Below are 13,292 nucleotides of genomic sequence, written 5' to 3' on the forward strand. Positions count from 1 at the left end.
GCTGCCTAGGCTACGAAGCCGACGCGGCGTGACTCTTCAGTGCCGATCTCGACAAAAGCCAGTCCCGCAGACGGAACGATGTAAGAGTTTCCCTTGACGTCGGTGAACGACACGTGCGTCGCTCCTGCGTCGAGGGCGCTCGCGACGGACTTCTTGACGTCCGCTGCCGTTTCATTGGTCTCGAAGCTGAGCTCGCGTCCGGTGTTTGCGATGCCGATGCGGATCTCCACGTGACTGTCCTCTTTCGTGCCGGTGCGCTGGTGGTTCCCGCGCGCATGGCAACTCTACGACACCCCGACGCGCGCACTGCCCGTGGATACGAACGCTCTGGGCGAACGCGCGCGCGGTGCGTGGCGGTGCGGTCGTGTCAGACGTGACGGCTACGGTCGACGTGTGGGCAATGGCAGCGCCGGGGGACGGCAGAAGAATCTGGACGCACATCAGACCGCCGTGGCTGAGCTTGATCGGTTCACCTCAGCGGTGGTGGTCGGCGCCCCAGGATCAGGCAAGACCACGACGCTCGTCGCACGGGTCGCCGCTCTGACGTCGCAACAAGATGACGCGCTTGATCCCGATTCGGTGCTCGTGCTCACACCGTCGCGGCAGACCGCGACCGCGCTGCGAGACGAGCTCGCGCTCGCTGTGGGGCGCGCCACTTCGGGTCCGCTTGCTCGCTCGCTCACCTCGTTCGCATTCCAGCTGGTGCGGGCAGCCAGCGTCGCGTCGGGCGATGCGCCACCCCAGTTGCTGACAGGGGGAGACGAAGACCAGATCATTGCCGACCTGCTCGAGGGCGATGCCGAAGACGAGAACGATGCTTCGAGCCGTTGGCCTGAATGGTTGAGCGCACCGATTCGATCGACACCGGGATTCAGGGCAGAGGTGCGTGCGTTCTTCGCGGAGTGCACGACCCTCGGAATCGATCCGCGACGATTGCGCGCGCTTGGCGTGGCCAACGATCAGCCGGTGTGGGTGTCGTTGGCATCGTTCTTCGGCGAATACCTTCAGGTGCGCGCCGAAATGCGCGGTGCGCATCGCGATGCTGCCGGACTGGTGCGCGAAGCAGTGCAAGTTCTTCGCACTGCCGGCGCTGGAATCGAAGCGATCGATCGTCTGCAGGTGATTCTGATCGACGATGCCCAAGAACTGACGCTCGGGGGAGTGGAACTGATTGCGGCGGCGCGTGAGCGCGGCATCGCCGTGATCGCTTTCGGCGACCCTGATGTGGGGTCAGGAACGTTCCGCGGAGCTACGCCCGCGAACTTCGCGAGACTGACCGGTCTGCTCGGACAGATGTTCGTGCTCTCTGACGTGCACCGCGGCGGTGCATGGAACAACGACGTGGCGCGGCGGATCACGCAGCGCATCGGTGCGGTCGGCGTCGTGGCGCACCGCACGCCAACCGTCGGTGCTGCACCAGATTCCACGGTGCGTGCCCTGCTGCTTCGCTCGTCTGCCGAGGAGTTTGACGCCATTGCACGATTGCTGCGCGAACGCCACGTGCACGATGGCATCGAGTGGGGACGATGCGCGGTGATTGCGCACGACTCGCGACAGGTGGCGGCCCTCGAATCAGAACTCACAGCTCGAGACGTGCCCGCTCGAGCGAGCGGACCGGGTCGAGCGCTCGGCATACTGCGCCCTGTGCGTGATCTGCTGCGACTGATCGAACTCGCGGCGCGCGATGACTGGAGCTACGACGACGCGACAGAGTCGCTGCTGAGTGCCTACGGCCAACTCGATCCCATCGACCTGCGAAGGTTGCGCGCCGCACTGCGTCATGCCGCGCTCGCGGAAGGCTCGGAGCGATCGGGCCGTGAACTGTTGCTTTCGGCGATGCGAAATCCGATCGAGTTCGACCTGATCGACATGCGGGAGGCCCGGCGCGCAGCGGTGCTGGCCCGCACGCTCGAGGTTCTGCGTCACGACCTGAACAAGGGCGCGACAGCCCATGAGCTCATGTGGACAGCCTGGGAGCGCAGCGGCCTCGAACGGCCGTGGGCCGAGGCCGCACGCGGAAACGGTCCGCTCGCCGAGCAAGCACATCGCGACCTCGACGCCGTCGTGGCGGCGTTTCAGGCAGCGAAGCGTTTCGTTGAACGCTCGCTTGACGCTGACCCCAGGGTCTTCGTGCGCGGTCTGCTCGACAGCGACGTCGCCGAGGATCGCCTCGATGCTCCGGCGCGTGACGACGCAGTGAGGGTACTCACCCCCGCGGGTGCGCTCGGGCTGGAGTTTGACACGGTAGTCGTGGCAGGTGTTCAAGATGGCGTGTGGCCGAACACGCGGCTTCGTGGCAGCGTGCTCGAGACGTGGCGCTTGAGCGCAGCGCTTGCCACGGGCGCAGACGAGGCAAACCCGGTTGACACACTCGACCGGCGTCGCGAAGCCATGCACGACGAATTGCGCTTGCTCGCACGAGCGATGTCTCGAGCGAGCTCGCGGGTTGTGGTGACTGCCGTCGATGATGACGACACCGGGCCGAGTGTGTTTTTTGAGTTCCTTCCCGACGCCGAGCACTTCACCGTCGATCATCCGCTTTCACTTCGGGGCGTAGTCGCGCAGCATCGCAGAGCGGCGGTCGACGCCTTGTCACCGACACGAGCAGAACATGCCGCCGGTCAGCTGGCATTGTTGGCTGACGCTCGAGTAGCCGGCGCGGCACCCGAGCAGTGGTACGGCGTGGCCCCGGTGAGCTCTACAGGCCCGCTGCGCGATCTGAACCGCGAAGACATTCGGGTCTCACCGTCGCGTCTGCATACTCTCGAAGAGTGCGAACTCAACTGGGTTATCGGCGACCTGGGTGGCGATCCAGGCGGCGCCACGGCCGGTCTTGGCACGATCATTCACGCGGCGCTCGAACACGCCAAGGGCATCGACGAAGCGAGCCTATGGTCAGAAGTCGTGGCTCGGTGGGGCGAACTCGACTTTGAAGCTGCGTGGCGAGATCGTGCTGAGCAGACACGCGCCAAAGACCTTGTGCGGCGGCTTCACCTGTATCTTCGACGCTTTGACGCTTCGGGTGGCAGATTGCTCACTGCCGAGCCGCACTTTGAGGTGGCGATTGCTCTCGAAGACTTGGGTTCTTTCGAACATGGCGTGATCTTGTCGGGATACATCGATCGCGTCGAGCTCACGCCCGAGGGCAGCGTTGTGATCATTGATCTGAAGACGGGTAAGCGCGAACCGCAGACCGATGCCAAAGTGATGGACAACCCGCAACTCGCCGCCTACCAGTTGGCTTTCGATGCTGGGGCCATTGCGGGAGTTGATGATTTGCCATCGGGTGGCGCCAAACTGCTGGTGCTGCGGCCGAGCGCGAAGAAGGCGGATTTCGCCGAACCGTGGCAACCGCCCTTTGATGATGAGCGTCGTGAGCAGTTTCTCACCCGCGTGCGCAACGCGGCCGGGGTAATGCGCGGCACGTCGTTTCGTGCGCCGTACGAAGAACACTGCAGAGACGACCACTCATACGGGCTCTGCCGCATTCACACGATCGGTTCGGTGAGCGCATCATGACCATCTCAACGGTGTCACCGCTGCTTTCTGCACGGGTGATCTCTGCTGCGCTCGGGCAGTTTCCGCCGACTGATGAACAGATAGCAGTGATCGAAGCGCCGCTTTCGCCAGCCTTGGTGGTTGCGGGCGCTGGCAGCGGCAAGACCGAGACTATGGCGGCGCGTGTGGTCTGGTTGGTGGCAAACGGCTTGGTTCGGCGCGACGAGGTGTTGGGGCTCACGTTCACCCGCAAAGCGGCTGGCGAACTAGCAGAACGAATCCAGCGGCGGCTGCACCGGCTAGCAGAGTTCGAATCGATGGGCTTGCTCGCTCAGCTGCCTGAGTTGCACGAGGCGGGACGGCTCGACATCTTCGGCATGCTTGAGCGGGAAAGCATGACTGTGGCCGACGCCACGAAACAGCGGCATGCCGCGATGGACGGGCTCGCAGCTGAGACGGGGTCGATCGCGAAAGAGGCATCGAGCGACGCTTTGCTACACCGACCGACCGTTGCCACCTACAACAGCTTCGCCGATCAGATAGTCAGAGAACACGCAGTGCGAATCGGCAGAGACGCCGAAGTCGCTATCTTGTCGGAATCCGCGGCGTGGCTGTTGATGCGGCGCGTAGTTTTCGCTTCTGACGACCCACGCTTGGAACAGCGCGGCGAGGCCGTGCGCAGTATCGTTGATGCTGCGCTGCGCATCGCGCGCGACGGTGTGGATAATCTCGTTGACCTCGACAGGCTGCGAGAATTTCCGGAGCAGTTCGCGTCGGTCGTGGAGCGCCCTTCGACGAACAAGCGCACCGTCGTCTACGCCGAAGTTTCGCTCGCTGCCGAGCGTGTGTCGGCGCTGAGTCTGCTCGCGGATCTCGCTCAGGAGTACGCTTCACAGAAGCGTCGCCTCGGTGTCATCGACTTCTCAGATCAGGTCGCGGGCGCACTCGAGGTCGTCGGCAGTCATGAAGCGGTCGCCGCTGAACTTCGTGATCGGTTCAAGGTGGTGCTGCTCGACGAATACCAAGACACCTCGGTCGTTCAGACAGACCTGCTTGCGTCGTTGTTCGCCGGCACCGCGGTGATGGCGGTCGGAGACCCACACCAGGCCATTTATGGATGGCGCGGTGCGAGCGCGGGCAACCTGGGTGGCTTTGCATCCGCGTTCTCGCCCGGAAGCGCATGCACCCACTTCGCGCTGCGAACCAGCTGGCGAAACAGCGCTCAGGTGCTCACCGCCGCGAATGCGGTGCTTGAGCCGCTCGCTGCGACGGCCGCGGTGCCGGTTCACGAGCTTCTGCCACGGCCGGGCGCGCCAGCAGGCGTCATCGAGCTCGCCTTCGACGACGACATCGATGCCGAAGCATCGCGAGTTGCAGACTGGTTCGCCCAGGTGCGTCGCGAGCGAGCTGCTGGTGGCCGTGCCACAACGGGCGCCATCCTGTTTCGCAGCAAGAAACACATGGTCAGGTTCGGCGACGCCCTGGGCCGCCGTGGCATCCCCCATCGCATTCTCGGACTTGGCGGGTTGCTTTCGACCCCCGAGGTCGTTGACGTCGTGAGCGCGCTTCGTGTCATCAGCGACCCCACCGCAGGCTCAGCCCTGATCCGTCTGCTTGCCGGGCCACGCTGGTCGATTGGCTTGCCAGATCTGCGTGAACTAGCCGCGCTGAGTAGCCGCATCGCTCGCCACGACGCCGCGTTGCAGCTTCTCGCGCCTGAGGTTCTGGAGCGAATCAGATCGAGCGCGGGAGACGAGGGCGGGTCACTCGCCGACGCGCTGGAGTTCATCGTGCGTCACAAGAGTGACCACGGCTGGCTGGCGGGATTCACTGAGGCGGCACGTGAGCGACTGCGCGAGGCGGGCGCAGTGTTCGCAGGACTGCGTCAGGCGGTCGGCGCGCCAATTCCGGAACTCGTACGCACTATTGAGAGTGAGTTGCGGCTCGACATCGAGCTTGCGGCGAACTCGGCGCGCGGCCCGGCGAGGATCGCTTCGGCACAGCTGCGCGCATTCGTCGATGAGCTTCATGGTTTTCTCGCGGCCGATGAGTCTGGATCGCTGCCGAGCCTGCTCGCCTGGCTCGATCATGCCGAGCAGCTGGATGAGTTTGCTCCGCGCACCGAGCCGCCCGAAGACGATGTCGTTCAACTGCTGACAATCCACGGCTCAAAGGGTTTGGAGTGGGACGCGGTCGCCGTCGTGCGACTGGTCAAAGACGAACTGCCGAGTGCACCGCGAGACACCAAGGCATGGTTGAGTTTCGGCGTACTGCCCTATGAGTTTCGTGGCGATGCTCCCTGGCTTCCACGGCTGCAGTGGAGCGCCGCTGACGCGCCCACGCAACAGGAGTTGAAGACCGCTATCGACGACTTCGTGGCGCAGAACCGCTCGCGTCAACTCGAGGAAGATCGCCGCCTTGCGTACGTCGCGATCACTCGTGCGCGCGATCACCTCATGTTGAGCGGATCGTTCTGGTCTGGCACCAAGACAGCGCGGGCACCCAGCACGTTCTTCACCGAAGTTGCCGGCTCGCTCGACGTCGAGGTATCTGATCAGGCGCCTGGCGAGAACCCATATTCCGGTGAGCGTCGCCTGCTGGAGTGGCCAATCGACCCGTTGGGCGAGCGCAGAACGCGAGTGCTGGCTGCAGCACAGAAGGTCTCTGATGCGATGCAGCGCGATCGACCGGTCCCCGACGAAGATGTTGCGCTGCTGCTTGCCGAGCGTGAGTCTCGCAGAGCGGAGACTCGTCGAATCGCCCCGGCACGAATTGCGGCCTCACGATACAAGGATTTCGTCGCGGACTATGAGGGAACATTGGCCAGACTCGCACGGCCTTTGCCCGAGCGGCCGTTTCGACAGACCCGTTTGGGCACGCTCTTTCATGCCTGGGTCGAACATCGCTCGGGTCGGTCGGGCCTGGGCGGCTCCATTGACGATGCCCTGTGGGAGAGCGACGAAGACACCGTCGACAGTGACGCATCCGTCGAAGATGCTGCCGCGCTTGATGCTCTGCGCGCGAACTTCTTGGCGTCAGAATGGGCATCGCTGACGCCGATTGAAGTAGAGACCGAGATCAATTTCACAGAGACCGATCTCGACGGCACCCCACACGTCGTGATCTGCAAGCTTGACGCGGTGTATCGCCGCGTCGACCGCGAAAATCGAATTGAAATCGTCGATTGGAAGACGGGCCGCTCACCGAAGTCAGAGCAAGAACGTGAGGAACGGATGCTGCAACTCGAGCTGTACCGACGTGCGTACCACGCCAAGCACGGCGTACCCATCGAGCAGATCGACGTTGCGCTCTACTACGTCGCGGACGGAGTCATAGTACGCAACTGAAGAGGCGCGACTGCCGGGGTGCGCCTACTCGGAGAGCCAGCGGCGAAGAGCTGCGTCAGAGGCGCGCTCAGCTTCGGCCGCGTGCGCATCGTCATTCTCTGGATCAGTCCGCGGCGCCTCAGCGGGAGCCGCATGCGTTGCCTGTTGCTCGTTGCGCGCGGCGAGATCGTCGCTGGCTTCCATTGATGCGCGATGCTCGCGAAGCATCTCATCGACATCGATGGGCGCCGTCGCTGAGTGATCTGAGGTCTCAGTGTCGTCGAGCACGCTTGGTTCTTCATGGGCGTCGTCAGCGTGCGATGACTCGCTGTTTTCGCGAGCCACCCACTGAGCGAGTTCCTCGGCGTCATACGCGTCGGTCTGCATCGACGTGTCGACCCCGCCTTGGGCTGAGGGCATGTTGTCGAGAAAAGCGAGCGTTCCGTCGACGTCTGCTGCGACGTTCGGCACGATCTCATCGCCCGTCGTGCTGGCGTCGAGCGCTTCGAGCAACGACTGAGCATCGCTCATGATTTCGTCGCTTCCGGTGTCGTAGCCGTGCACCAGCCACTTGGCGAACTCGAGTTCGGCGTAAAGGCGGGTGCGGGCGCGAAACAGTGCGTCAGGTGCTCGGTCGCTGCCGGCAACGTACGCAGCAAAGACGTCTTCTGCCGCATCTGGCGCAGATGCAAGCCAGTGCAGATCAGCCGCGGGGTCGCCGACCGCCAGAGCGTGCCAGTCGAGCAAGGCCGTCACTTCAGGAACCTCGTCGACGTCGTCAAATATGAACGAGGCCGCCCCGCCGCCCCCGATCACGACGGCGGACTCGAAACGCCACACTGATTCTGCGCGCAACGCTCGCCGCCAACGCGCGAGCAAGCCGTCTGGAACGCGTGCAGTGGTCTCGGCGCGGTCGAGCAGGCGCGAGACATCGGTGCGCACCTGCTGTGGCATTCGCACCGGGAGCCCCTCAGCGCGCACGATCGAGACAGGCAAAGCGTGAACGGCGGCGAGAGCCTCGCCAAGCGAGGTTGATACGCCGCGTCCGGGAGGCAGCTCTGCGGCGTCAACCCGATATCCAGGCAGATAGTCGACAACCACGGCACGTGCGCCGTCAAGAGTCGTCTCGCCAAGCAGTTCGGGTGCACGGAAGGGCAACAAGCTGCGCACGCCGGCCGTGAGCGCACGTAGAGCCGCCACCTCGGCGCTCAGCTCGACAGCGGCAGACTCATCGTTCGGAACTCGGATCACAACGCTGCGGCCATCGTCGAGTTCCGCGATTGCGGAGTCGAAACGGGCGCCTTCGCCCTCGGTCAGAGCACCGACTCGTACTACGCCTGCGAGGGGAAGTGCCGATGTCACGGACGCGGCTAGAGTGAGTGGTGATCGTGCCATGTGCCAAGGGTAGGTCGGGTGCCGGTGACAACCATTGCGCCACGCCCTGGCGTATGCAGTCACACCCTGTTTGCGCGAATCCAAGGGTGCACGGGTGAGCTTTGCAGGAGAGAGTTATTGCGATGACAACATCCGAGACTTCGTGGCTGCGGCCAGTGCACACCTCGATGCTCTCTCGCGCTGAAGCCGACCGTGCGAGCGTGGGTGACTTCGCCGAAATGCGCTCGGCAGCCACCACGCGCGTGCTGGTTCTCGTAGGAGACACTGCTCCGCTCGACAGTGAGCGACGTCTCATCTGGTGCAGCGACGATATCGCTCTCGACGATGCGAAGTGGGCTTTCCTTGGTCGCACGTCGACGGGGGATGCGGCGCTGACCGCCGTGCTCGCCGAGGGAAGCGAACCGCCTTTCACCGCAGCAGGCGGTTGGGTGAGCCTGAGACGTATCGCAGGGGCGCTTGACGCCGACGACGTTGACGCCTTCGTGACAGCGCTGAGTGTAGGCCGCTGGCTGTGGGATGCGCCTTTCTGCGCTGGTTGCGGTGCCGAGACCGAAGTACGCGACGGGGGCTGGTCGCGACGCTGCCTGTCGTGCGGGCGGCAGCATTTTCCGCGCACAGACCCGGCCGTGATCGTCGCGGTGACCAGTAGCGTTGACCCTGACCGTCTGCTGCTGGGAAACAACGCACTGTGGGAGCCCAACCGTTTTTCCTGCTTTGCGGGTTTCGTTGAAGCGGGAGAGTCCGCTGAAGCTGCGGTGCACCGAGAGGTCTTCGAGGAATCAGGCATCCGCGTCGCCTCGTTGACGTACCGCGGCTCACAGCCCTGGCCGTATCCGCGTTCGCTCATGCTCGGCTACGTTGCCGTGGCCGCAGACGATGCCGACGCGCTCGCTGACGGTGAGGAAATTCTCTCGGTGCGATGGTTCACCCGCGATGAGATTCGCGCGGGCTTGGCCGGAACGAGCGAGCTGCTGTTGCCGGGTGGCGCTTCGATCGCGCACGCGCTGATTCGCGACTGGTGCGAGGGTGCTCCATGAACGCGGCGGCTCTCAGCGGCCTCGACGAGCGACAGCGTGAGGCAGCAGCAACGTTGCGAGGCCCGGTGGCGGTACTCGCTGGCGCAGGCACCGGCAAGACCCGCGTAATCACACACCGCATCGCCCATGGCGTAGACACGGGTGCCTATTCACCAGGCAGGGTGATGGCCTTGACCTTCACCGCGAAGGCGGCCGGTGAGATGCGGGGCAGACTTCGTGCTTTGGGCGTGTCAGGCGTATCCGCACGAACGTTTCACGCCACTGCGCTGGCGCAGTTGAACTTCTTCTGGCCCACCCTCGCGGGTGATACCGCGCCGAGCATCATCGACAACAAGGTGCGTATGCTCGCGCATGCATCTGACAGCATCGGCATCAGTCTCGATACCCCGACTCTGCGCGACGTTGCCAGCGCCATCGAATGGCGCAAAGTAAAAATGCGAAGCATCGAGCAGTATGCCGCTGGTCATCCCAATGGGATCGGGCGGCTGTCGGTTGAGCGAGTGGTCGACCTCCAACGTGCCTACGAGAAGCTCAAAGATGAACGTCGGCAGTTGGATTTTGAAGACGTGCTTCTCGCGTGCGCGGGAATGCTGGAGGCTGAGCCTCATGTTGCCCGATCAGTGCGGGAGCAGTATCGACACTTCACCGTCGACGAGTTTCAGGATGTCTCGCCGTTGCAGAATCGACTGCTCGAGTTGTGGCTGGGAGAGCGTCGAGACATCTGCGTGGTCGGAGACGCGAGCCAGACGATCTACTCATTCGCTGGCGCGGACGCGCGGTACTTGCTCGACTTTGACAAGACCCATGAGAACGCAAAAGTCGTTCGCCTTGAGACGAACTATCGGTCGGATGCTGCTGTGCTGGCCGTCGCGAACGAACTGATGAAGGGTCGCCCCGGAGCGCTGCATCTCACGGCGGCCGGTGATCAGTCCAGCGATGCGGTGGCAGCGACAACAATGCCTACAGTGACGGCCTTCGACGATGAAGCGGGCGAGGCGCGCGAAGTGGCGAGCAGAATTCGCGCGCAGATCGCCAATGGGATCGACCCGCGAGCGATTGCGGTTCTCTATCGATCTCACGCTCAGTCGGTTGAGATCGCCGCTGCGCTTGCCAAGAACGGCACGGCGTCGAGCGTTCTCGGGGGTCGGAAGTTCTTCGATCTTCCCGAGGTGCGACAGGCGGTGCTGGCCTTGCGTGGCGCTTCGGTCGCGCCGATGCAACATGGGTTCGTCGACACCGTCCGCGATGTTCTGCGTTCCCTCGGGCTCACGAACGATCCGCCTGAGGCCGGCGGAGCGCTGCGTGATACGTGGGAGGCTCGCGCTTCATTGCTGCGTCTTGCCGAAGAAGCGCCGCCGGGCACGACCCTGCGTACCTTCACCGATGAACTTGTCGCGCGTGCGAAGTCGAATGACGAGCCTTCGCTTCGCACGGTGACGCTCGCGACGCTCCACGCCGCTAAAGGCCTGGAATGGGATCACGTGCATCTGATCGGCTTCGCCGAGGGGCTTCTGCCGATCTCGTATGCCACGACCTTCGACGACATCGATGAAGAGCGCAGGCTCGCATACGTCGGCATCACGCGGGCCGCGCGTAGTCTCGCTCTGACATGGGCGCGCGGTTCCAGAGATCGCCAGCCGTCACGTTTTCTGAAAGAGATTGGCACTGGCACATTGCGTGAGGGTGGTGCGAGTAGGCGCGTCGCTGGACAGAGTCGACCCGAATCGCGACGGACGACGGGGGCGCCGCTTCGGCGAAGTGAGCGCTGAGCATGCGGGCGGCGGTTGTCGCCGCTTCTGCGAGCACAGAAGGTTCGGCGTTTCTGAGTGAGCGAGCGGTGAGCTGAGCGGCGAGCACAGGCCAAGCAGGGTCGGCGTCGGTGTTGTGCAACCCGATGCACATCATGCACGCACTTTTTCCAGGAACGATCACCGGTCCCACGTGAGCGCCGGAACCGCTGAGAACGATCGGCAGATGAACGACATCGCCCGCCATGAGCTCGGCGGTTAGGCGCGGGTCCATGATGTGGGCAGCGACCACGACGACAATGTCGACCTCGGGGGTTTGCCGGAGACCGTCGGTGCCCAACGAGCTGAGGTGAGTGCGGGCCGTGCTCAAGTGCGACGCCATGATCGACAGTTCGTCGTGGGTGAGACTCACGCTCGACAGCACGGCAACCTGAGCGGGGGCGGGAGGCGTCGACGGCGCTAGTGCCGCTGAGATCGTGGTCACAAAGTCACGCGCGCTGTGTGCCGGAGCTCCGATCACGTTTGCCATCGGTTCAAGTGCTTCCTGTGCCACACCGCCTTCGAGTGCTCTGATGAGTCGCTGTTGCCACGGCGACGGATCACGAACCGTCACTACGGCCGGCAATCCGAACTGCAGCGTGGTTTCATCGCGCCACAGCGGTGGGTACGCGGGGTCGATCATCAGCATGTGCCGATTGTGTCGTTCGAAGCCAGCCCGTAGGACGGAACGGGAGCCCTGGGGACGGATCCGCGAGAAACAGAAACCTGGGGAGGAGGGCGCTACACCGGACGGTGGTCGTCTGGGCTACCTGGCTCATCGTCAGGATCAGCACCGCCGTCGGGCGTTTCGCCGCCCGTCGCCGCAGATGGCATGTCGCCGGCGAGCAAACGGGCGAAGGCATCATCGATGTCGTCCGTCGCCGGCTCATCCCCTCGAGCGGTCGCCTCAAGTCGCGCGACCAAGCCCGCGGGGTCGTCGATGTCGGCAGAGGTGGGCATCAAGTCGGGGTAGTCCCACAAAGAGTCGCGCCCCGCGGCACCAACGGCGGAGGTGAGGGTGCGCCACATGGCTGCTGCTTCGCGCATGCGGCGTGGGCGCAGCTCAAGACCAACCAGTGAGTTGAGGGCACGTTCAGCGGGGCCACCGACGGCGCGACGTCGCCGCACCGCTTCGGCGATCTTGTCGGCGGCAGGCAGTCGGGCCGTAGCGTCGGCTGTCACGACATCGACCCAGCCCTCAATGGTGGCCAGGAGGTTCTCCAGGCGGGCCAACGCTGCGTTCTGAGTCTCGGAGCGAGGGGGCAGCAGCGCGCCACTTTCGAGCGCGCTGCGCAGCTCTTCAGGCTCAGAGGGGTCGAACCGGCTCGCGAGGTCTTCGAGAGCGTCGGTGTCGACTCGCACGCCGTGTGCGTACTCGGTGACCTGCGAAATAACGTGCAGACGCAACCACCGTGCGTGCCGGAAGAGCCGGGCGTGCGCCAGTTCGCGTGTCGCGATATACAGCGCCACCTGGTCATCGGGAATCTCCAGCGAGGCGCCCAAATCAGCGAAATTCTGGGGGAGTACGGCGGAATCGCCATCGGGCATCAGTGGAATCCCGACGTCACCTCCGCTGAGAACCTCCTTCGACAGGTTGCCGACAACCTGGCCGAGCTGACCAGCGAACAGCGCGCCACCCACACCGCGCATGAGCTTGCCTGCTCCCTGCACGAGGTTCTGCATGTCGTCGGGAGCCTGATCGCTGAGCGCGGTCGTCAGTGCATCGGCAATGCTCGTCGCCATCGGTTCGGCGAGCTCTTGCCACACCGGAAGCGTGGCTTCAACCCACTCGCCGCGTGTGATCGCTCGCGGCGGCGCGGCCAGTTGCGAGATGGCCGTCGCTTCGCTCAACCAGAGCGTGGCGAGGGCGTACGCCTGATCGAGGTTGCCGCGCTGACCCGTGGTGATGGCCAGTCCGTCTTGATTGGCAATATGAAGCGCACCTCGGCGTGTCTGCTCCCAGTCGATCTCGCCGCTGCTGGCGAAAGCGCTCTTGAGGTGCCCCATGATGTTCTGCATCATGGCAGGGTCAACGTTTTGACCGGTGATCTGGGAAAGCTGCTCGAGTTGCTCGGCGCTCAGACCACCGCCTTCACCGCCCAGAAGCTGCCGCATGAGCTCTTGAAATTCGTCTTCTGGGTTCTGATCGTCCTGTGCCACTTCAGTCGCCTTTCAGCTGGTCGATCTCGTCAGGTCCTACGCTAGTCGCAGCATCCATCGCACTACCCGGCTGAGAGCGCGATCTCCTT

The 13,292-nt window shown here is 64.0% G+C and carries 7 protein-coding genes; 4 read left to right on the forward strand and 3 right to left on the reverse strand.

The window, feature by feature from the left end:
* Positions 1–5: 5 nt before the first annotated feature.
* On the reverse strand, positions 6–230 hold the full coding sequence (locus tag SJY18_RS00950; RefSeq protein WP_337338232.1) for a DUF3107 domain-containing protein: 225 nt from the start codon (positions 228–230) through the stop codon (positions 6–8).
* A 163-nt stretch (positions 231–393) separates the two neighbouring features.
* Between SJY18_RS00950 and SJY18_RS00955 the strand changes: the two genes are divergently transcribed.
* Together SJY18_RS00955 and SJY18_RS00960 are read left to right on the forward strand one after the other, a co-directional pair.
* Entirely contained in the window at positions 394–3,519 is a 3,126-nt protein-coding gene (locus tag SJY18_RS00955; protein WP_396668096.1) for an ATP-dependent helicase, read from the forward strand.
* The gene (locus SJY18_RS00960) at positions 3,516–6,845 is read left to right on the forward strand and encodes an ATP-dependent DNA helicase (protein ID WP_396668097.1); all 3,330 of its coding nucleotides are present in this window, start codon (positions 3,516–3,518) and stop codon (positions 6,843–6,845) included. Before SJY18_RS00955 ends, SJY18_RS00960 begins: the two co-directional genes overlap by 4 nt.
* Positions 6,846–6,869: 24 nt before the next feature.
* Here SJY18_RS00960 and SJY18_RS00965 read toward each other — a convergent pair whose 3' ends face one another.
* The gene (locus SJY18_RS00965) at positions 6,870–8,219 is read right to left on the reverse strand and encodes a phosphotransferase (RefSeq protein WP_396668098.1); all 1,350 of its coding nucleotides are present in this window, start codon (positions 8,217–8,219) and stop codon (positions 6,870–6,872) included.
* 122 nt (positions 8,220–8,341) lie between these two features.
* Between SJY18_RS00965 and nudC the strand changes: the two genes are divergently transcribed.
* Positions 8,342–9,256: an NAD(+) diphosphatase gene (gene nudC / locus SJY18_RS00970; protein WP_396668099.1), complete on the forward strand. Its 915-nt coding sequence runs from the start codon at positions 8,342–8,344 to the stop codon at positions 9,254–9,256.
* Positions 9,253–11,025: an ATP-dependent helicase gene (locus SJY18_RS00975; RefSeq protein ID WP_337338227.1), complete on the forward strand. Its 1,773-nt coding sequence runs from the start codon at positions 9,253–9,255 to the stop codon at positions 11,023–11,025. Before nudC ends, SJY18_RS00975 begins: the two co-directional genes overlap by 4 nt.
* Positions 11,026–11,784: 759 nt before the next feature.
* Here SJY18_RS00975 and SJY18_RS00980 read toward each other — a convergent pair.
* Positions 11,785–13,158, reverse strand: coding sequence for a zinc-dependent metalloprotease (locus SJY18_RS00980; protein ID WP_337338429.1), 1,374 nt, complete (start codon positions 13,156–13,158; stop codon positions 11,785–11,787).
* Between the last annotated feature and the right edge of the window lie 134 nt (positions 13,159–13,292).

The organism is Microbacterium sp. R86528 (assembly GCF_044596335.1).
GTDB lineage: Bacteria > Actinomycetota > Actinomycetes > Actinomycetales > Microbacteriaceae > Microbacterium > Microbacterium marmarense.

Bases quoted from the DNA above. Each gene is read 5' to 3' on its own strand.
- SJY18_RS00965 (WP_396668098.1), bottom strand. From the start codon at position 8,219: ATGGCACGATCACCACTCACTCTAGCCGCGTCCGTGACATCGGCACTT.
- nudC (WP_396668099.1), top strand. From the start codon at position 8,342: ATGACAACATCCGAGACTTCGTGGCTGCGGCCAGTGCACACCTCGATG.
- SJY18_RS00975 (WP_337338227.1), top strand. From the start codon at position 9,253: ATGAACGCGGCGGCTCTCAGCGGCCTCGACGAGCGACAGCGTGAGGCA.
- SJY18_RS00960 (WP_396668097.1), top strand. From the start codon at position 3,516: ATGACCATCTCAACGGTGTCACCGCTGCTTTCTGCACGGGTGATCTCT.
- SJY18_RS00980 (WP_337338429.1), bottom strand. From the start codon at position 13,158: ATGCGGCAGCTTCTGGGCGGTGAAGGCGGTGGTCTGAGCGCCGAGCAA.